Annotated in this window: 16 protein-coding genes, 1 tRNA gene and 1 pseudogene; 7 read left to right on the forward strand and 11 right to left on the reverse strand. The window is 68.2% G+C overall.

Features of this window, described 5'->3' with window-relative positions:
* Positions 1-143 precede the first annotated feature (143 nt).
* Positions 144-6,311, forward strand: coding sequence for an amino acid adenylation domain-containing protein (locus ACIA5H_RS13705; RefSeq protein WP_397076223.1), 6,168 nt, complete (start codon positions 144-146; stop codon positions 6,309-6,311).
* A 6-nt stretch (positions 6,312-6,317) separates the two neighbouring features.
* Here ACIA5H_RS13705 and ACIA5H_RS13710 read toward each other — a convergent pair whose 3' ends face one another.
* Positions 6,318-6,641 carry a hypothetical protein gene (locus ACIA5H_RS13710; RefSeq protein ID WP_379255336.1) on the reverse strand — a complete coding sequence of 108 codons (324 nt, stop codon included), beginning with the start codon at positions 6,639-6,641 and terminating at the stop codon, positions 6,318-6,320.
* Between the two features lie 104 nt (positions 6,642-6,745).
* Entirely contained in the window at positions 6,746-8,149 is a 1,404-nt protein-coding gene (locus tag ACIA5H_RS13715; RefSeq protein ID WP_397076226.1) for a three-helix bundle dimerization domain-containing protein, read from the reverse strand.
* A gap of 448 nt (positions 8,150-8,597) precedes the next feature.
* Here ACIA5H_RS13715 and ACIA5H_RS13720 point away from each other — a divergent pair, with 448 nt between their 5' ends.
* On the forward strand, positions 8,598-9,401 hold the full coding sequence (locus ACIA5H_RS13720; protein WP_397076228.1) for an SDR family oxidoreductase: 804 nt from the start codon (positions 8,598-8,600) through the stop codon (positions 9,399-9,401).
* A 42-nt stretch (positions 9,402-9,443) separates the two neighbouring features.
* Here the strand turns inward: ACIA5H_RS13720 and ACIA5H_RS13725 are convergent, their stop codons facing one another.
* A complete protein-coding gene (locus ACIA5H_RS13725) occupies positions 9,444-9,587 on the reverse strand; it encodes a hypothetical protein (protein WP_397076230.1) in 144 nt (47 codons plus the stop codon).
* 107 nt (positions 9,588-9,694) lie between these two features.
* Positions 9,695-10,876, reverse strand: a complete 1,182-nt coding sequence (locus tag ACIA5H_RS13730) for a multiprotein-bridging factor 1 family protein (RefSeq protein WP_397076232.1) — start codon at positions 10,874-10,876, stop codon at positions 9,695-9,697.
* 252 nt (positions 10,877-11,128) lie between these two features.
* On the opposite strand from ACIA5H_RS13730, the gene ACIA5H_RS13735 reads away from it, so the two are divergent.
* The 4 genes from ACIA5H_RS13735 (at position 11,129) to ACIA5H_RS13750 (ending at position 13,120) form a co-directional block, all read left to right on the forward strand.
* On the forward strand, positions 11,129-11,341 hold the full coding sequence (locus ACIA5H_RS13735) for a hypothetical protein (RefSeq protein ID WP_397076234.1): 213 nt from the start codon (positions 11,129-11,131) through the stop codon (positions 11,339-11,341).
* Positions 11,329-11,490 (forward strand): hypothetical protein, encoded by a 162-nt coding sequence (locus tag ACIA5H_RS13740; protein ID WP_379255343.1) that lies wholly within the window; start codon positions 11,329-11,331, stop codon positions 11,488-11,490. The genes ACIA5H_RS13735 and ACIA5H_RS13740 overlap by 13 nt, the downstream gene beginning before the upstream one ends.
* A 229-nt stretch (positions 11,491-11,719) precedes the next feature.
* Complete coding sequence (locus ACIA5H_RS13745) at positions 11,720-12,154, forward strand: hypothetical protein (RefSeq protein ID WP_397076236.1); 435 nt, start codon at positions 11,720-11,722, stop codon at positions 12,152-12,154.
* A 186-nt stretch (positions 12,155-12,340) separates the two neighbouring features.
* Complete coding sequence (locus tag ACIA5H_RS13750; RefSeq protein WP_379255347.1) at positions 12,341-13,120, forward strand: hypothetical protein; 780 nt, start codon at positions 12,341-12,343, stop codon at positions 13,118-13,120.
* Between the two features lie 124 nt (positions 13,121-13,244).
* On the opposite strand, the gene ACIA5H_RS13755 is transcribed toward ACIA5H_RS13750, so the two are convergent.
* The 4 genes and pseudogenes from ACIA5H_RS13755 to ACIA5H_RS13770 all read right to left on the reverse strand — a co-directional run.
* Positions 13,245-13,318 (reverse strand) — tRNA-Leu (locus ACIA5H_RS13755).
* A 231-nt stretch (positions 13,319-13,549) separates the two neighbouring features.
* Positions 13,550-14,467, reverse strand: a complete 918-nt coding sequence (locus ACIA5H_RS13760; protein ID WP_379255348.1) for a ribonuclease Z — start codon at positions 14,465-14,467, stop codon at positions 13,550-13,552.
* A 48-nt stretch (positions 14,468-14,515) separates the two neighbouring features.
* Positions 14,516-16,021: an amino acid permease gene (locus ACIA5H_RS13765; RefSeq protein ID WP_356966811.1), complete on the reverse strand. Its 1,506-nt coding sequence runs from the start codon at positions 16,019-16,021 to the stop codon at positions 14,516-14,518.
* A gap of 273 nt (positions 16,022-16,294) precedes the next feature.
* Positions 16,295-16,630, reverse strand: a pseudogene (locus tag ACIA5H_RS13770) (MFS transporter); the annotation flags it as partial.
* Positions 16,631-16,788: 158 nt separating this feature from the next.
* Between ACIA5H_RS13770 and ACIA5H_RS13775 the strand changes: the two are divergent.
* A complete protein-coding gene (locus ACIA5H_RS13775) occupies positions 16,789-17,313 on the forward strand; it encodes an SRPBCC family protein (protein ID WP_379255350.1) in 525 nt (174 codons plus the stop codon).
* A gap of 24 nt (positions 17,314-17,337) precedes the next feature.
* On the opposite strand, the gene ACIA5H_RS13780 is transcribed toward ACIA5H_RS13775, so the two are convergent.
* The 3 genes from ACIA5H_RS13780 to ACIA5H_RS13790 are packed head-to-tail and all read right to left on the reverse strand — an operon-like array spanning position 17,338 to position 19,414.
* A complete protein-coding gene (locus ACIA5H_RS13780) occupies positions 17,338-18,285 on the reverse strand; it encodes an exopolyphosphatase (protein ID WP_397076240.1) in 948 nt (315 codons plus the stop codon).
* Entirely contained in the window at positions 18,285-18,818 is a 534-nt protein-coding gene (locus ACIA5H_RS13785) for a DUF501 domain-containing protein (protein ID WP_355074468.1), read from the reverse strand. Before ACIA5H_RS13785 ends, ACIA5H_RS13780 begins: the two co-directional genes overlap by 1 nt.
* A gap of 38 nt (positions 18,819-18,856) precedes the next feature.
* The gene (locus ACIA5H_RS13790) at positions 18,857-19,414 is read right to left on the reverse strand and encodes a septum formation initiator family protein (protein WP_379255352.1); all 558 of its coding nucleotides are present in this window, start codon (positions 19,412-19,414) and stop codon (positions 18,857-18,859) included.
* Positions 19,415-19,446: the final 32 nt, after the last annotated feature.

Consider the following 19,446-nt stretch of genomic DNA (forward strand, 5'->3'; position numbering starts at 1 on the left):
CCGGTCGGGCTCACGCGCGTGCCAACGGCTCGCGGCACACGCCGCCGTTCGACCGGAGCGGTATCGCCTTCTCATCGTTGAGGAATCCCGCCGTGCGGCTGTAGCATCTGGCCGTTTACTGCCACGCGGAACGGGACGATTACATGACCAGCGGTATCCGGGATACTCGTCCACCCGCCCGGAAAGGCCGCCGCCGCAGATCCGCCGAATCGGCCACGCCGACGTTCGCCGCGCTGCTGGCCGCCGCCGCGGAGCACAATCCCGACGGCGTCGCCGTGGTCTGTGACGACAGCGAGATCACCTACCGCGACCTCGACGCGCGCTCCTCGCGGCTGGCCCGCACGCTGATCGCCGCGGGAGCGGGCCCCGAAACAGCGGTGGCGGTGGCGCTGCCGCGTTCGCTCGATTCGGTGCTCGCGGTGTGGGCGATCGCGAAGTCCGGTGCGGCGTTCGTCCCTGTGGATCCGGCGCTTCCCCTGTCCCGCATCAAGTTCCAGGTCATCGACAGCGGTGCCGCGCTGGGCCTGACCCAGGCCGCCCACGCGGCGACACTACCCACCGAGGTGCGCTGGCTCGCGCTGGACGATGCCGAAGTGATCGCACAGGTGGCGGCGAATCCCGCGAGCCCGATCGCGTATTTCGAACGCCCCGTTCGACTTCGCGCCACCCACGCGGCCTACGTGATCTACACATCGGGATCGACCGGACGCCCGAAAGGCGTCGCCGTGACCCATGCCGGGCTCGCCCCGCTGTGCGCCGAACTGGCCGCGCGGCAGGCGCTGGACAAAGACGCGCGGGTGCTGCACTTCGCGTCACCGAGCTTCGACGCCTCGGTGCTGGAGTTGCTGCTCGCGATCTGCTCCGCCGCCACGCTGGTGATAGCCCCACCGACCCTGTACGGCGGCACCGCACTGGTGGAACTGCTCGCACGGCAGGCGATCACCCACGCCTTCCTCACTCCGTCCGCGCTGGCCACCATCGAGCCGACCGGACTGCCCGCCCTGCGTTCGGTCATGGTCGGCGGCGAGCCGTGCCCGCCGATGTTGCCCCGGCACTGGGCGGCCGAGGGCCGTCTGTTCCAGAATGCCTACGGCCCCACGGAATCCACCATCATGGCGACGCTGAGCCCGCCGTTGTCACCGGACGCACCGGTCACCATCGGGTCGGCTGTGCCGGGTATGCGCTGCCAGGTACTCGATCACCGGTTGCGCCCGGTCGGCGTCGGCGTCGTCGGCGAGCTGTACGTGTCCGGGCCCGGGGTGGCGCGGGGGTACCACGGACGCCCGGATCTGACCGGACAGCGGTTCCTCGCCGATCCGTTCGGACCGCCCGGCTCGCGGATGTACCGCACCGGCGACCTCGTCCGGCGCACCACCTCGGGCCATCTGGACTATTTCGGCCGGGCCGACGACCAGGTCAAGGTCAGGGGTTTCCGGATCGAACTCGGCGAGATCGACGCCATCCTGTCGACACAGCCCGGCGTCCGGCTGGCCGTGACCGTCGACCGCAAGACCGCCGCGGGCGAGACCACGCTGGCCGCCTTCGTCCAACCCGAACCGGGCCATGCCCCTGACCCCGCCACGCTGGCCGACGCGCTGGCCGCGCTGCTGCCGAAATACATGGTGCCCAACACGATCACGGTCGTGGATCGGATCCCACGCACCCCGACGGGCAAGGCCGATCGGCCCGCGCTGCGCGTGCGCGCCCTGGACGAGCCGGACTACCGGCCCGCCGTCGACCTCGGCGAGGAAACGGTCGCCGAGGTCTTCGCACGCGTGCTGGGCCGGGAACGGTTCAGCGCGGACGCCGATTTCTTCGCGGCGGGCGGCAACTCGCTGCTGGCGACGCAGGTCGCCGCGCGCCTGAGCGAAACATGGCGGCTGCGCATCCCACCCCGGCTGGTGTTCGACCATCCGACGGTCGCCACCTTGTCCAAGGCGATCCGCTCGCAGCAATTCGACACCGCACGCCCGGTGTTGCGCGCACGGACCAGGCCGGAGCGTATCCCGCTGTCGCCGGCCCAGCTGCGGTTCTGGCTGCGCAACCAGTTCGACACGACGTCCTCGGTGGACAACATCGGCTTCGCGCTGCGGCTGTCGGAGCTGGATATTCCCGCCTTGCGCGCGGCATTCGCCGACACGGTCGAGCGGCACGAGTCGCTGCGTACGAGTTATCCCGCCGACGCGAACGGACCGCGGCAACTCATCCTCGGCACCGAGCAGGTGGTCGACGATTTCGCGGTGGAGGAACTGTCCGACGACGCGGTACCCGACCGCGTCCGCGCCATCCTGCGGCACGGGTTCGACGTGTCGGCCGAGGTGCCGCTGCGCGTCCGGCTGCTGCGCACCCCCACCGAGTACGTCCTGGTCTGCGCCCTCCACCACATCTGCGCCGACGGATCCTCACTGGCGCCGCTGGCCCGCGACGTCGCTTTGGCCTACGCCGCCCGCAGCGCGGGAGCCGCCCCGGCCTGGCTGCCACCGGATGTGCAGTACGCCGACTACGCCCTGTGGCAGCAGGATCTGCTCGGTTCCCGCGACGACCCCGATTCACCGCTGTCGCGGCAACTGGCGTACTGGACCGGCGAGCTGGCCGGTCTGCCCGACGAACTCGACCTGCCCGCCGACCGGCCGCGCCCGCCGGTGGCCACACTGCGCGGCTCGGCCACTCAGCGGACGGTGCCAGCGACCTTGCACCGCGACCTGCTCACCGTCGCGCGCGCCCACCGATCGACGCTGTTCATGGTGATGCGCTCGGCGCTCGCCGTGCTGCTGGCCCGCCTGTCCGGAAGCTACGACATCGCGATCGGCGTGCCGATGACCAACCGGGCCGAGCCCGCGCTCGCGGATGTCGTCGGCATGTTCGTCAACACGACCGTCTCCCGGACCAGGATCGAGCCCGCGGAGAGTTTCACCGCTCTGTTGCACCGCACCAGAGAACGGGATCTGGTCAACTTCGCGCACTCCGAGGTGCCGTTCGAGCACGTGGTCGACACCGTCGATCCGACCCGATCACCCGGACGCCACCCGCTCTACCAGGTCGGCTTCGCCTTCCAGAATTTCACGCAGGCCACCTTGGACCTGTCCGGGCCCAGCGTGTCGTTCCTCGACGTGGACGCCGACACGGCGAAAACCGATCTGCACATCGGCGTGGTCGACATCCGCGACGACGACGGCGAGCCCGGCGAGATCATCATCCGGTTCGGTTACAGCACAGACCTGTTCGACGAGCACACGGTGCAGCGCTTCCTCGACGGCTACATCCGCACCCTGCTGCGGGTCGCGGCCGAGCCCGACGCCGTGGTCGGCGACATCGACATCATGGACCCGGTCGAGCACAAACGCATCCGCTCCTGGGGCGCCGGAGCCGAGCACGACGTGCGGGCCGAGCCGCTCACCGCCGCGACGGCGCGGCAGGCCGCGGCGACGCCGGACGCGATCGCGGTGGTCTGCGGATCCGAGACGCTCACTTACGCGCGACTGCTCGAACGATCCGCGCGGCTGGCTCGCTGGCTGATCGAACGAGGCGTGGGTGCGGAGACCGTCGTCGCGGTGGCGATGCGGCGGTCGATCCAGCAGGTCGTCGCGCTGCACGCGATCGTGGCGGCGGGCGCGGCCTGGGTGCCGATCGACCCGGGACACCCGGCCGAGCGCATCCGGTACGTGCTCGAATCGGCGGCGCCCCGGTGCGTGCTGACCACCGCGGCAGACGGTTTCACCGCGGCCGAGGCTTACGACATCGACGCCCTGGACCTCGACCGCTTCGGCGCGGAACCCGTGCTCGACGCCGAGCGCCGGACACCGTGGCACGCCGACCACCCCGCCTATCTCATCTACACCTCCGGGTCGACCGGCCGCCCCAAGGGCGTGGCGATCAGCCATCGGGCGATCGTGCACCAGCTCGCTTGGATGCAGGCGGAATACGGTGTCGACGCCACCGACGTCTACCTGCACAAAACTCCCGCGACCTTCGACGTGTCCCTGTGGGGCTACTTCCTGCCGCCGCGCGCGGGCGCGCGGATGGTGCTGGCCGGACCGGACGAGCATCGCGACCCGGCAGCGCTGTCCCGGCTGATCGCCGAGCACCGGGTAACGCTCACCGATTTCGTTCCCGCGATGCTCACGGTATTCGCCCAGCAGGCAACGGCGGACGAACTGTTCTCGCTACGAGCTGTTTTCGTCATCGGAGAGGCGCTGCCGCCGGAAACCGCGCGTGCCTTCGCGAACGTGACCACGGCCGAGTTGCACAACCTGTACGGACCTACCGAGGCCGCGGTGAGTATCACGCGACACGCGGTCTCAGCCGCCGATCGCACCGCGGCCGGCGTTCCCATCGGTGTGCCGGAATGGAATTCGCGCTGCCACGTGCTGGACGACCGGTTGCGGCCGGTTCCGGTGGGAGTGGCGGGCGAGCTCTACCTCGGTGGCATTCAGCTGGCCCGCGGTTACCATGGCGCGGCGGGCCTGACCGCGGCCCGGTTCGTCGCCGATCCGCTGCACCCGGGCGAACGGATGTACCGGACCGGTGACCTGGTGCGCTGGAACCGCATCGGCACCCTGGACTATCTGGGCCGCACGGATTTCCAGGTCAAGGTCCGCGGCCACCGCATCGAACTCGGTGAGATCGAAGCGGCTTTGCTGGCCGACCCTGCGGTGGGCCGGGCCGCGGTGGCGGTCAAGGGCTCCGATGCCGGGGACCGGCTGGTCGGCTACGTCGTCGCGGCGCCGGGGGCCACGCTCGACCTGGATGTCGTGCGTCAGTCGGTCGCTCGCGTGCTGCCCGGTTACATGGTGCCGTCGGCGGTGCTGGCGCTCGACACGTTCCCGGTGAACACCAGCGGAAAGCTCGACCGCGCCGCGCTACCCCAGCCGGTGTTCGCCGCACGCACCGGTGCGCAGCCCGGCACCGCGCTGGAGCGCGCGGTCGCGGAGGTCTTCGCCGACGTGCTCGGCGTGTCCCCGATCGGGGTGACCGACGACTTCTTCGAACTCGGCGGGTCGTCACTGCTCGCGTTCACGTTGCACCAGCGGCTGTCGGAGCGGCTCCGCCGCGACGTGCCGATGTCGGCGATCCTCGCGACCCCGACCGTCGGCGGCCTCGCGGCGCGACTGGCGGGCGGGTCCGCCCCCACCGCGGCGACGCCGGAACGCGACGCCGTGCTGGAGCCGGAGATCGGCATCGGCGGATGCGAGCCCGCGCACACCGGTCCGCCACAGGAGATCCTGCTGACCGGCGCGACCGGCTTTCTCGGCGTACACCTGCTGCAAGCCCTGCTGGACCGCACCGAGGCGAGGGTGTGGTGCGTGGTGCGCGCCGCCGACGCCGAGGAAGGCATCGACCGAATCCTCGGTGCGCTGAGCCACTACCGGCTCTCCGGGACCACCGCCGCGGAGCGGATCGTCGTCGTCGCGGGCGACCTCACCGCACCGCGCCTCGGCCTCGACCCGGCCGACTACGACCGATTGGCCGACAGCATCGACGTGATCTATCACAACGGCGCGCGCGTCAATCACGTCGATCCTTATGCCCGGCTACGGCAGGCCAACGTCGAGGGCACCCGCGAGTTGTTGCGGCTGGCGACGGCGCGGCGGGTCAAGCCGTTCCACCTGGTCTCCACCATGGGCGCGGCCGTCGCCGCGACGCCGGATTCGCCGGTGGTCACCGAGGACATCCGCCTACCCGCGGGGCAGGTGTCCGGCAACGGCTACCTCGCCTCCAAATGGGCCGCCGAGGAACTGGTCCGCCAAGCAGGCGAACGTGGTGTGCCCATCGCCATCTACCGTCCGAGCACCATCTGCGGTTGCCCGGACATAGGCGTGAACAGCCCGCAGGATTCGCTGTGGAACATGGTGCGAGCCGCCGCGATGCTCGGCATGGCGCCCGACGTGGGCGAGGCGACCGTTTCCTTGGTTCCGGTGAGCTATGTGGCGGGCGCGATCGTGGAGATCTCGGCTCGTCCGCGCTCGGAAACCGTCTATCACCTGGTCAATCGGGCCCCGGTAGCGGTCGGGGAGATCCTCGCCAGTCTGCGCGCGCACGGTTTGCCGGTGGCGACGATGCCGGAGGACACGGTGCGCACGGGCCTGGCCAGGGAAGCGCGGCGGCGCGACGCCCTCGGCGACGATTCGCTGGTGCGCGCGGCCCTGCTGAGCCACGACTTCGCCGGACTCGCCGGTCACCTCGACTGGGCCGACGAACACACCCGCGCCGCGCTCGCGGACACCGGCATCGCCTGCCCGGCGATCGACCGTGCGGTGGTGGATACCTTCGTCCGGGAGTTCATCGAGTCGGGTTTCCTGCCCCGGGATTGACGCTCCTCAGTACCCCGGCGGCACGGTGGCCCGTTCGGCGGGCTGTGCGGCGTGCCTGCGGGCCCGCACCTGCTCCAGCACGATCAGGCCCACCCCGACCAGCAGGAAGACGACGGTGATGATCGCGGCCACGACCGAGAGCCTGCCGAACCCCCAGCCGGCCAGCACCGCCGCGGTTATCGCACCCGCCGCGGCGACCAGCAGCAACCCGTACCCCGGCCAGTTCCTGGTGTCGGCCATCGTCGCTCCCGGCGGCGGCGCGGAGTCGCGCGCGATATCCGGGGCGTCATCGATCGGAGGGATCTCCCATGGGCCGTCGTCCGTTGTCACTGGTCGTTCCTCCCGCCGCGATACCGGCCGTTGTTCCGGTATCTGATGCGAAAAGGGTGCCCGGATCCTCTCCACCGAAACGCGAGCGGCGATCCGCCCCGGGTTCAGTTGTAGGACTTGGTTACTCCGTCGAGCAGGTGCTCCAGGGTGTCGTAGGTCGGGGTGGCGACGACGTCCAGCAGGTCCGGGGCCACCGGGACGTTGCGTTCGGCGACGACCTTCGCGAACTGGGCGCCGTCGTTGGTGCGGAAGCCGTGCTCGGCGGCCAGGCGCTGCAATTCCGGGTCGGTGGACAGCAGGCGCCCGAGCCGGTCACCCGCCGCGCCGAACGGCACCAGCGTGTGCCGGGACAACACCGTCGGTGACGGGTACAGCAGCGTCATCTCGGGTTTGATCTGGCCGCGCACGGTCGCCTCGACGTACTGCGCCTCGTAGATCCAGGCCATCGGCGTAGGGCCCATACCCGTGGCGAGGTAGTTGTTGAACGGGCCCTCGGTGGTGTTCTCGGTGTAACCCTGGCCCACGAAAAGCCGCGACACCGCGGGAAGGACGGCCTGCTCGGCGTTCTGCCCCTGCACGATCGTGTTGTTGTTCGCGACGTAGCTCGCCGCGGCCACATACATGGCCGCGGAGTTGGAGCTGCGCGGGTCGGTGGTGGAGATCAGGATGTTCTTGCGCACCGGGTAGGTGGTGTTGTCGGGCAGTTCGTCCCAGCGGGTGCCGTTGCGCACCAGCTCGAGGTAGCGGCGCAGGTCGAGCGTCGGCACCTGACCGGGGCGCGCCGCTCCCGCCCGGGTGAGCAGCTCGGTGATCGGCGCGAACGTCGCGACGGCCATCGGCGAGGAGAACGGCGTGTATTTCGCGGTCACGTTGCGCTGCCGCTGGATTCGCTCGGCGGCCGGTTCGCTGGACGGGAAGGCGAAATCGAATTTCGTCAGATCGATGGACGTGGCGATCTGCCGCGAACCGGCGGGCTCGACCTCGACGCGCACGCCGTTGCGCGCCAGCGCGTCGATCACCTTGGGGTCGGAGAAGAACGGCATCTTCTCCGAGCCGACCACACCGTGGACGACCGTGAGCGGCGCGGCGGGCGCGGGAGCGGCGGCGGGCGCCTCCGGAGCGGGTTGCCGCACGGCGAGAACCACGGCGATCACCGTCAGAACGACGACGGCGCCCACGGCGTACGGTGCGAAACGCTTCTTGGACGACAAAAGCCCACGGATCTCCGACAGTTTCCCGGGAGCGGCGGCGGGGGCCTGCGGCGCCTTGTCCATCGGGACCGTGGTGGGTTGGACTTCCGCCTCGGGAGACTTCTCCAATTCCCGCCGCACCAACCGTTCGATCAGAATCGGAACGAACTGCCGCACCGGGCGGCCCTCGAATTTCCGCCGCGCCGCACCGACGGCGCTCTCGATATGGTCCGGAGAATAAGTCTCGGTGTAGTTTTCGACCAGCCGCTCCGTCATCTGACGGATCGCCTGTTCCTCACGGACGGTATCGACAACCACCACAATCTCCTCGGCGTCGGGGGTAACGCGGCAGCGTCTCCGGCCTGCACCGCGCCGGCCAACACTAGCCCCATCCCTCCACCGCCGACATCCGGAACGACTTCCCTCCGGTGAACGATTTCGACTGCGCCGGTGCGCATCCCACGTCGCCATGCACACTCGTCCGCCCAGCTCACAGGCCCGCGAACCACGCGAGCGCGGCACACACGACAGCCCGCCGACGCCACGTCCGGGCTCGAACCCGCCATGCAGAATTCAATGGGCAATATCCGGACCGCCACCACGTGTTGTACTCCCGTTTCCCACCGCCATTGGGCCGGGCGGGCATCGACGCCGCGTTCGTCGTGCGGTCGGCTCCGCAGCACATCGACGGCACCGAAGTTACTTTCTGGTAGCACAGAGCGAGAGTTGACGATATCGTCAGCATGTTGCCGTCGAAAGGAGCGTTATGTCTCGCGTCGCTGTGATCACCGGTGCGTCGTCCGGAATCGGGAAGGCTACGGCCGCCGCGCTGGCCGGGCGGGAGTATCGGGTGATCGGCACCAGCCGCAATCCCGACGCCATCGGTTCGGACGCCGTGCTGCCGGGGGTCGAGTACCGGGCGCTCGATCTCACCGATCCGGCTTCGATCGAGGCCTTCGCCGCCGGTCTGGACCACGTCGACGTGCTCGTGAACAACGCGGGCGAGAGCCAGGCGGGACCGCTGGCCGAGTTGCCCACCGACGCCGTCGAGCGACTGTTCCAGCTGAATGTGCTCGGCCCGATCGCCCTGACCAAGGCGGTGCTGCCCGGCATGCGGGATCGCCGCTACGGGCGCGTCGTCATGGTCGGGTCGATGCTCGCCAGCTTCCCCCTGCCCTACCGCTCCTCCTATGTCGCCACCAAGGCGGCGCTGCGCGGCTTCGCGGTCGCCGCCCGCTTCGAGGAATCCCCCTTCGGCGTCTGGATCACCGCCGTCGAGCCCGGCCAGATCGACACCGGCCTGCGCGAACGCCGCACCAAGTACCTCACCGACGGCTCCCCTCACACCGCCGATTTCACAACCTTCATGGCGAAACTCGACGAAAACCAGTCCAAGGGCATCACCCCCGAAAAGGTCGCCACCACGATCGTCAAAGCGATCGAAGCCCCGCGCCCCCAACCCCTCTACGCCGTAGGCAGCAACGCCCCCGCCCTCTTCACCCTCCGCCGCCTTCTCCCCCGCACCGCCATGGAACGCATCATCGCCCGCGCCCACGGACTCTCACGCTGACAGGTTGCGGGCCGAGTAGCCCGCAACTCACCGCCGTTACAGCTACGTCATGTCGCGATCGCCCACTGCCCGTGCCGTGCAGCCGGTAGCACCGATCACGAAGACACAGGGCTTGCCGATCTTGTCCATCTCGTGCAGATGGGTCGACATCAACGTCACCAAATCCGGCACCGACGAGCTAGGCACCTCCGCCTCTTGGGAACGCCGCGATAATTCGACTTACTCATTACCCAAGACGCCAGAGGTCATTTTGGTACCGCACAAGCGGGGTGATGCGATATCCGTGGTGGCGCTCACAGTTGGACGCCGAGCCACGAGGCAAACCCGGTGAGGTTGTTGGTCTGTCTGCGCTGCGCTGCCGCGATGCCATACACCGTTTCACGGACCGACGGGTGCAATCGGGTCTGTTGCGGAGCGACGCGGCGGGCACGGTTCAGGGCGTCGAGCGCCTGGTCCGGCTTGCCGATCATCAGCCACGCGCGGCTCACGTCCTGCCAGTGGTGCCCCGCTCGAGGCGGTGCAATTTTGCCAGGAAGCAGAAGAGCTGAGCCTTCGTGCGCTGCTTTGCCGGGGTCACCCGCTTCGAGCGCGACGGCAACGGAGTGAATACCGACGTTCGCAGGGCCGAACAGGGTGCCGTACAGATCGGATTCACCGCGCATTGCCGGAGCAAGACGCCGCGCATGATCGATGTGCTCTGCGGCGATATCGGAACGGGCACTCCGCGCGGCCACGATCGCGCCGCACAGGTGCCCATAGCCGCGCACCGCATTGGATGCTTCGTCGTCACCTTCGATCTCGTCGAGCGCACTCTCTACCAACCGAAGGCCGGTGTCGTTGGAGTCGTGGTACATGAGAATTCGCGCGCGTTTGATTTTGGCTTGAGCCGCGTAGCGAGGATCGTCCGCCGATGCCGCAGCCCATTCGAGCCGATCGAGTGCGGTCGGTGCCAGATGTATGAATCCGAATCGCCTGCATAGCCGTTCAGTAGTCACGTAGGCGGCACACAACAGCGAGAACACCGCTCCACGCTCTCCGTGGGCAGCGTTATGCAGTGCTCCATACAGTCGTCGCAGCAAGTCCGGCATACGTGCAAGCGCGACCCGACCCTTGTCGTTCCGATACGCGAGGTCCACCGCGGCCATCTCTGCGGCGAGTGCCGCGAGCGAGGGCGGCTCGACAGGGCGCACGTACGCACCCTCGGCGAGCACGGCGCGTAATTCGGCCAGCCCCTCCAGCGGCCCGTCCTTCTCGATGAGGTCGCGGTACGGGATGCCGGTCAGCCGTTCGGGTTCCACGCGCAGTACCCGCGCGGCGGCGGCCAGAAACGCCGGGCTTGCTGGTTCGCGTCCCTGCTCGACCGCCTTGACCATGGCCAGGCTGTAGTTGGCGCGGTCGGCCAGTTGGCGCTGGCTCAGGCCCGCGAGTTTCCGCTCGGCCGCGATCGCCTGTCCGGCATGTGTCGAAAGGCTCATACCTCCAGGGTAAAAGGCTATTCCAGACCTAGCCCTTGGAAGCATGAACATTTAAGAGGCTTTTCGTCAACACCCGGTATCGGGGTGATGGCGATCGACCCCTCGATACCGGGTGTAACCAAACGGAATCAGGAGGGGCTAGTGACGGACCAACAGGGGCCAAGGCAGGCTGTAGCTCTGCTCCACAGTGACCACGATCCAACCGAGTTCGAAGCGCTGGTGCAGCGGCACAGGCTGAGAATCGTCTACACCGTGCACACAGACGCGCAAGCCGCGTTGGCGGCGCTGATCGCAGTCCAGTACGCGCTGGAGCACATGGCCGACGCGGTGGTTGTCCCTCACCTCGGCATACTGAGACCCGATACGCCTTGGTGGGCCGTCACCGAGATGGCCGACCTGATCACCGGCACGCGGGAATACCCGCTGGGTTCGGCGCTGCGCACAGTAGTGGGGTGGGCACCCTGATCGCGCTGGGTTTCATCGTCGCTATCGGTCTGCCGCTGGTCGTACTGGCACTCGTCATACTGTGGCCCGAGCACATTCCCCAGGACCGCACGGTGGACGCAATACGCCAGCGCATCGAAGGGGAGAACCACTCGCAGAACGAGCTCTGATCCGCCTGCGTGTCGAACGGGCTAGTGGCAACGTGCGTCCGGCCCGCCACACGACGCCGACGACGCAGGGCAGGAGGCGCGGCTCGGGCACTAAGAGTCTGCGAATTAGTGGAACCGGTCGGCGTTGCGATGCGTCATATCCAGTGTCACCACGTTTCTCCGCAGTGCACAGCGCGCAGCGAACGCCGAAAGTGGCGACGTCTCAATATATTTCTCGGGGTGGAAAACTATGAAGATTCATAAGTCTATTGTGGCGACACTCACCGTAGGCGCGTTTGCGGTGGCGGGAATGATCACGAACCCGGCCGCAGCGGCCGCCGGGTCGGGGGCGTGTGCCGGGAACTTCCATGTGATCAGGGCCGTGAACGGGTACATCGAATGGGGAGTGACGTCCCAGTGCACCGGCGATGACTGGCACCCTCACAAGGTCACCGTCCAGCTCGAGACGCAGGTCGGCGACTCGTGGGTGCAGGTGTTACGCAGGAGCAACCCCGCATTCGATGAAGGGAAGCAGGTGGTTGTCCTGCAGTATCACAACGATCGGTGCCGGACGAACACCACCAGCAGATACCGGGCGAAGGGCTGGATCAGCGCCGGTAAGCACGCAACTTCCGGGACCTCAGAGGTGGCCTCGCTGCCCTGCGGCGATGTTGAGGATGGGTGATAACGCGGCTAGTGCGACGCGACCGGGTGATCGCCGTTCGGTCAGCCGGTCGCCGCAATTGCCGGGGAAGCCGACGCACAGCAGAAGCAGCCTGCGCGGCACTGTTACGTTGATCTAGGGGCGATCGCAGGGCCCGAACAGATCGTTCCGCCTCCGCCAACGCGATCCAGAGGAGCACAGCCGACGATGTCACCGAGCGAGCGCACTACCGATCGTGTACTGGCCGTGTGGGCGCCCCCGGAATTCGTGTCCGACGGCAGCAACGGAATTCTGAGTTGGGTCGGACCAGCGTTGCGTACGCCCACCGGGTTGCGGCTGTCCCTCGCGGCGGAAGTGGTCGGCGATGCCGCGCCGTCGTTGCGGAGTTACCAGGTCGGGGTGTCGGCACTGGCCAACGGTGTGGCCACCGACGTGGGCTGGGGAAGCAGCTCGTCCGACACCCACGCCGGCACGACCTTCACATTGCCCGACCTCGGCCCGGATACGACACCGGTCGATATCGAGCTGACCATCGACGACGTCACCACCGACGGTCCCTGGGTAAGGCGACTGTCTCGGCCGAACGACATCGTCTACTCAGCGCCGCTGGGCGATCCACGGGGCCGATTGGCCATGCTGACGAATCCAGCTTTCGTAACCGACGAGGATGGTCCGATCGAGGCCTGGATCGGACCGATCACGCTCGATCCCAACGGCATCGAGTTCCTCTACACCGCGACCGCGCTCGACGAACGCGCACCATCCATCTGGGACTACGAGGTCGATGCCGTCCTGCGCGCCAACTTCGGAACCTCGGAGGTGGTGGCCGGCGAATCGACCTCGGCGACACGAACGATCAGAACCTTCCAGGCCCCGATCCCGGACGACATCGCAGACACGCCCTGGGACTTCGAGCTGACCCTTACCGACCACACGGCAGGACTCACCTGGTCGACCGAATTCTCGTGGAATGGACCGATGTCCTAGCGCTCGCACTGCCAGCTCCCTGGTACAGGTCGGCACAGTAGCTCGACCCGAGGACTGCAGACGGAGGGCGTCTGCATGGGTGCGAAGGGCAGCGAGGAAAGCGATCGACCTTCGGCTCAGTAAGTGCCCCCAGTCGGACTCGAACCGACACTTGGCGGATTTTAAGTCCGCTGCCTCTGCCAATTGGGCTATAGGGGCGTCCGGGACAGCGTACCGAGTCGTACGGCTGTACCGGAATTCCGACAATTTGTCGGGGTGGCGGGGCGTCGGCCGTGGCCGGGTGCCGGACGGCGCGGTCGGGTGACCGGTGCCGGTGGCGGTTGTTCGCAGCCCGGGTTGGCAGGCGTCCCAGAGAACTAGATCGGTGGCGGCGGGCTGGTGTTAGCGTCCGCGCGTCATCTCGGCGTGTCGGATGTTCGCGCCGGGGTGTCAGCGCCGGGGTGGCAGCGGGATCCTGGCGAGGTCGGTGGCTATGTGGATCTCGCCGGAGAAGTACTTCGCCGCTTCGGCCAAGTGCTCGTCGAGGTCGCGGTAGCGCTGGGAGAAGTGGGTGAGCACCAGGGTGCGAACGCCCGCGTCGGCGGCCACCCGGGCGGCTTGGCCCGCCGTGAGATGGCCGTATTCGAGGGCCAGGTGTTCGTCGGCGTCCAGGAACGTGGCTTCGATGACGAGCATGTCGACGTCGGCGGCCAGCTCCCCGATTCCGGGGCACAGCCGGGTGTCCATCACGAAGGCGAAGCTCTGACCGGAGCGCGGTTCGCTGATCTCCGCCAAAGTGATCGTGCGCCCCTCGAATTCGACACTGCCGCGCTGTTGCAGTTCGGAGATGATCGGGCCGCGCAATCCCAGGGCGCGCAAGCGGTCCGGCAGAATCCGCCGGCCGGGCGGCTCGCTGAGCCGATAGCCGAAGGTGTCCACCGGATGGGAGAGCCGCACCGCCGTCACCGTGAACGCCGCCTCGGGCAGGTCGACGGGACCTGGGGCGAGGATCGGGCGAGGCCGCAGCTCGGCGCGGTGATAGTACGACGTCGCGTTGACCAGGCGCTCGTAGTACGCCGCGCCGGACGCCGGGAAGCAGACGTCGACCGGATGCGGCACCCGGTCGAGGTTGATCCGCTGCACCACTCCGGCCAGCCCGAGACTGTGGTCGCCGTGGAAATGGGTGATCGCGATCCGGGTGAGCCCGGTGACGCTCACACCGGCATAGGTCATCTGCCGTTGCGTGCCCTCACCGGGATCGAACAGGATCGCCTCGTCGTCCCACCGGAGCAGGTACCCGTTGTGGTTTCGCTGTTTCGTCGGCACCTGACTAGCGGTCCCGAGAACAACCAACTCACGCTGCGACACGGCGTCAGGCTATCCGCCGCCACCCCACACCCGAACTCCGGCCGCGTCCTAGGTGACGGATGCCTTCCGGAGCACGGAGTTGTGCCGGGAGTAGGCGAAGTAGACGACGAACCCGATCACCATCCACACCAGGAACCGCAGCCAGGTCTCCACCGAGAGATTCAGCATCAGCCACACGCACGCCAGCACCGCCAGGACGGGGATCAGCGGCACCAGCGGAACCCGGAATCCACGCGGCAGATCCGGACGCGTGCGCCGCAGGATGAGCACGCCGACCGACACCAGCACGAACGCGAACAGCGTCCCGATGTTGACCATCTCCTCCAGCGTGCCGAAATCCACGAACCCGGCCAGCAGCGCGCACGCCACGCCGACGATGACGGTGACCCGCACCGGCGTGCCGTTCTTACCGGTGTGCGAGAGTTTGCGCGGCATCAGCCCGTCGCGCGACATCGCGAACAGCACCCGGGTCTGCCCGAGATACATCACCATGACCACCGTGGTGAGCCCGGCGAGGGCGCCGATCGAGATGATGTTCTTCGCCCAGGTCACCCCGTGGATGCCGAACGCCGTGGCCAGTGTCGCGTCGCCATGGGACAACTCGGTGTAGGGCACCATGCCGGTGAGCACGAGCGATACCGCGACGTACAGGATCGTCACGATGAGCAGCGAGCCCAGGATGCCGCGGGGCACCGCCTTCTGCGGGTTGCGGGTCTCCTCCGCCGTCGTGGCGACGACGTCGAAGCCGATGAACGCGAAGAACACCAGGCTGGCCGCGGCGAGCAGGCCGTACCAGCCGAAGTTGCTGTGCCCGGCGCCGGTAAGGAAGGAGAACAGCGACTGCCGCAGCCCCTCGCCCCGCTCACCGGGCTGCGACGGCGGGATGTAGGGCGAGAGGTTCGAGGACTTGAAGTACGTGAGGCCGACGACCAGCACCAGCGCGATCACGCCCAGCTTGATGGCGACGGCGACCGCCGACACCCGCGAGGACACCTTGGTCCCGGTCGCGAGCAGCACGCCGAGCACCGTGATGAGCAGCACCGCGCCCCAGTCGAAGTTCACCGGGCCGAAGTGCGCGATCGGAGACGTGGTGCCGAGCACCTCGCCGAGGTATTGCGACCAACCCTTGGCCACCACCGCCACGGCGAGCGCGAACTCCAGGATCAGGTCCCAGCCGATGATCCAGGCGACGAGCTCGCCGAAGGTGGCGTAGGAGTAGGTGTAGGCACTGCCCGCCACCGGCACCGTGGAGGCGAACTCGGCGTAGCAGAGCGCGGTCAGTCCGCAGGCGATCGCGGCGAACACGAAGGCCAGCGAGACGGACGGACCCGCGACGGTGCCCGCGGTGCGCGCGGTGAGGGTGAAGATGCCCGCGCCGACCACGACGGCCACGCCGAAGACGGTGAGGTCCCAGGCGGTCAAATCCTTGCGTAGCTTCGAGTCGGGTTCGTCGGTGTCGCGGATCGACTGTTCGACGGACTTGGTGCGGAACAGACCGCCCCACCGAGACGAGACATCACCCGCCGAATCGGCTTGTGGCCCGGGTTTCGTCACGCGTTCTCCTTAATTCGTGCCAATTGCTTGTGTTCTGTACCCAGACGGCGAGTCAATGCACGCCTGCCATGAATTTGCTGATCCATGGTGCGATGGCGGCGACGATCAGCCCCGCACACACCATGACCGTCCCGGTGATACCGAAATAGGCGAACTCGTGACCTGGGTCATAGAACCGAGCCAAACTACCCGACACCGACGTGCCGAGACCAACCGAGAAAAAAATACAATGCCATTGTCTGAGCCCGGAAAGCCTCCGGGGCGAGTCGAGTGCACGGCCAGCGCGATGTGCCCGGCCATGACCACGAAGCCGCCGTAGAAGAGGGTGCGTGCCATCCCGGGCAAACGGTCGGCGATCCAGCCGCCTAGGACGGTGGACAGATAGACCAGGCCGCCGTAGGCGCCGACGATGCCCACGGCCGTGTCCTTGCTCAGGCCCAGACCGCCGTCGGTCGCCGAGTAGTACAGGTAGTACCCGAGGATGGTGACCATCCCGTAGAACGAGAAGCGCTCCCAGAGTTCGACGCCGAACAAGTTGGCCAGCCCGATCGGGTGGCCGAACCAAGTTCGTGTCTCCACTGGTTCCCGCGATGTTTTCGCTTCGACCATGCTCCGAAGATCGCATCTCGAAGCGCTCCGGGGAGGATTCGTTTGTTCTGTTCAGGCGGGCCGCGGAACCTGGACGCGGCCGGTGGTTTGCCCCCGCACCTATCGGGCACCCCGCAATCGACAGGCAAACCGGCCCGCACCCAGAAAGCGTTGAGCTGATGGTCCACGTGGAAATCACCGTGCCGACTACACCGGAGCAGGTTTTCTCCGTCCTGGCCGACGGATGGCTGTTCGCCGCCTGGGTCGTCGGCGCCACGCACATTCGCGACGTCGACGACGAATGGCCCGGCGTCGGCGCGGCGCTGCACTACAGCGCGGGCGTATGGCCGTTCACCGTGAGCGACACCACGGAGGTCGTGTCGGTGGATCCGCCGCACATGCTCGAGTTAGAGGCCAAGCTCTCGCCGTTCGGCGCCGCGTGGATCCGGCTGGAACTCGTCGAGACCGCGACCGACGAGACCCAGATCCGGATGTACGAGCACGCCGAACGCGGGTTGGGCCGGCTCATGCCCAACGCGCTGCAAGAACTCCTGCTGGTGCCGCGGAACATGGAATCGCTCTCCCGGCTCGCCGATATCGCCATCGGCAAGGCGCGCCGTGCGGGTCACGCCGGAATCGGAGTCCGCGCCGGAACCGAGACGCACGCCGAGGTGAAGCTGAACGGACACCTCCCACAGACCTGACCGCGGCCACGCGACCGAGCCGGATCAGGCGATCGACAGTGCGATGCCGTCGAGGATGTCGTGCTCACTGACGATCAGCTCGGAAATACCCGCGCGCCGGGACAACTCCTCCGCCAGTACTTCGGTGATGACCGCGCCGCCGCCGATCACGTCGACCCGGCCGGGGTGCATCGGCCCCAGCGCTGCGCGCTCATCGTGGTCCATGGCGATCAGCCGGTCGCAGACCTGATGCACCTGCTCCGAGGTCAAACGAGTGAGATGCACCCGCTCCGAGTCGTATTCGGGGAGATCGAGCGCGACCGCGGCGAGCGTGGTCATCGTGCCCGCCACGCCGACCCATGTGTGCGCCCCTTCCACCGGGACGTGCGTGAACGCTTCGGTCAACCGCTCGGTGGCGAAGGCGCGGGCGGCGGCGATCTCCTCGGCGGTCGGCGGGTTGCCCGCCAGACACCGTTCGGTGATCCGGACGCAGCCGATGTCGGCGGAGAACGCGGCGCGCACCCCCGCGCTGTCCCCGAACACCAGCTCGGTGGAACCGCCGCCCAGGTCGACGACGACGAACGGACCCGCCGCGCTGGACAATTCGCCGATTGCGCCGGCGAACGACAGGCGCGCCTCCTCGTCGCCGGTGATCACCTCGGCTTCCGCGCCCGCGACCACCGCGCCGAGTTCGGCACGCGCCATGGCGAAGAAATCCTCCCGGTTGGCGGCGTCCCGGGTGGCGGACGTCGCCACCATCCGCACCCGGCCGACGCCCGCCTCGCGCATCAGCGCGACGTAGTCGGCCAGGGCGGCGCGGGTGCGTTCGATCGCCTCCGGCGCCAGCGAGCCGGTCGCGTCGACGCCTTGACCGAGGCGGACGATGCGCATCTCGCGGTGCACGTCGGCCAAGCGCCCGTCCTCGAGCACGTCGGCGATCAGCAGTCGGATGGAGTTCGTGCCGCAATCCACGGCGGCTACCCGGTCACTCATCACTGTGCTCCAGTCTCTCGCGCGCTACTCGGCCGGGACGCGGGCCAGTCGGCCGGAATAGCGGTGCCGCGCAGGCCGTGTTCGGCGGCCAGCGCCACTGACTCGTCGCCGAGCGGATTCACGCCCGGCCCCTTGGCCAATGCGTGGGCGATCAGCACGTGCAGGCACTTGACCCGCTCGGGCATCCCGCCGCCGGTGAAATCCGTGCCGAGCGATTCGATTTCGTCGCGTTCGGCCAGATAGCTCTCGTGCGCGGCGCGGTAGGCGGCGGCCAGCTCCTCGTCCGCGGCGAGCCGCTCGGTCATCTCCCGCATCACGCCGGCCGATTCCTGCCTGCTCGCCTCCGCGGTGAGCCGGGGATCGGTGAGGTAGTAGAGGGTCGGGAAGGGGGTGCCGTCCGGCAATCGGGGCGCGGTCTTCACAACGGCCGGGATCCCGTCCGGGGTGCGGTAGGCGATGGCGAGCACGCCGCGCGGCGCACGGCCCAGCTGCTCGGCGATGATCGCGAGATCCTGGTCGGTGGGTGCGGTCACCTATGTCCTTCCGGTGCTCGAGGTGGTGGCGCGGCGGCCTAGGGCGTCGGCTGCGGCTCGGAGATGCTGCGCCACAAATCGGTGTACCAAGGCTGGGGGTCCCTGGCTCTGGTGGGCGCGGGCGGCGGCGCGGGCGCCTCGATGCCGGGCACCTGCACGATATACGGCGTCTCGCCGGGCATCACCAGACGCAGGCGGTCCCGCGCCTCGCTGCGGATGTAGGCCGGATCCTGTTGCTGCGCACGACGATCGCGCAACCGGGCCAGATCCGTCTCGAGTTCCTCGCGCTGCTGCGCCAGCTGCGCTGCCTCCGCGCGCTGGGTGAAATACGTGCGCATCGGCACGGCGAGGGTGAGCGCGAGCCCGCACACCACCATCGCGAGGATCACCGCCTTGCCGGTGGAGAGGCCCAGGAACGTGTGGTCGTGCCTGTCGCCGACCGAACCCGTCTTGCGCGGTTTCGGCTTCTCCGCGGGCTCCGATCGCCTGCGACCGCGCTTGGCGGCGGAGTCGGCCGGGCGCGATCCGGCGGCACGCGACGTGCGGCGGTCCCCGCGTCCGGCCGGACTGGTCCCACGCGCACGTCGCTCCGTCATCTCACGCCTCGGTCTCTACTTCGCGGTACTCC

The sequence above is a fragment of the Nocardia sp. NPDC051900 genome (assembly GCF_044452545.1).
Classification (GTDB): domain Bacteria; phylum Actinomycetota; class Actinomycetes; order Mycobacteriales; family Mycobacteriaceae; genus Nocardia; species Nocardia sichangensis.

Excerpts from the sequence above, each read along its gene's own strand:
- ACIA5H_RS13705 (WP_397076223.1), top strand. The coding sequence starts at position 144 with ATGACCAGCGGTATCCGGGATACTCGTCCACCCGCCCGGAAAGGCCGC.
- ACIA5H_RS13720 (WP_397076228.1), top strand. The coding sequence starts at position 8,598 with ATGTCTCGCGTCGCTGTGATCACCGGTGCGTCGTCCGGAATCGGGAAG.
- ACIA5H_RS13730 (WP_397076232.1), bottom strand. The coding sequence starts at position 10,876 with ATGAGCCTTTCGACACATGCCGGACAGGCGATCGCGGCCGAGCGGAAA.
- ACIA5H_RS13745 (WP_397076236.1), top strand. The coding sequence starts at position 11,720 with ATGAAGATTCATAAGTCTATTGTGGCGACACTCACCGTAGGCGCGTTT.
- ACIA5H_RS13750 (WP_379255347.1), top strand. The coding sequence starts at position 12,341 with ATGTCACCGAGCGAGCGCACTACCGATCGTGTACTGGCCGTGTGGGCG.
- ACIA5H_RS13775 (WP_379255350.1), top strand. The coding sequence starts at position 16,789 with ATGGTCCACGTGGAAATCACCGTGCCGACTACACCGGAGCAGGTTTTC.
- ACIA5H_RS13780 (WP_397076240.1), bottom strand. The coding sequence starts at position 18,285 with ATGAGTGACCGGGTAGCCGCCGTGGATTGCGGCACGAACTCCATCCGA.
- ACIA5H_RS13790 (WP_379255352.1), bottom strand. The coding sequence starts at position 19,414 with ATGACGGAGCGACGTGCGCGTGGGACCAGTCCGGCCGGACGCGGGGAC.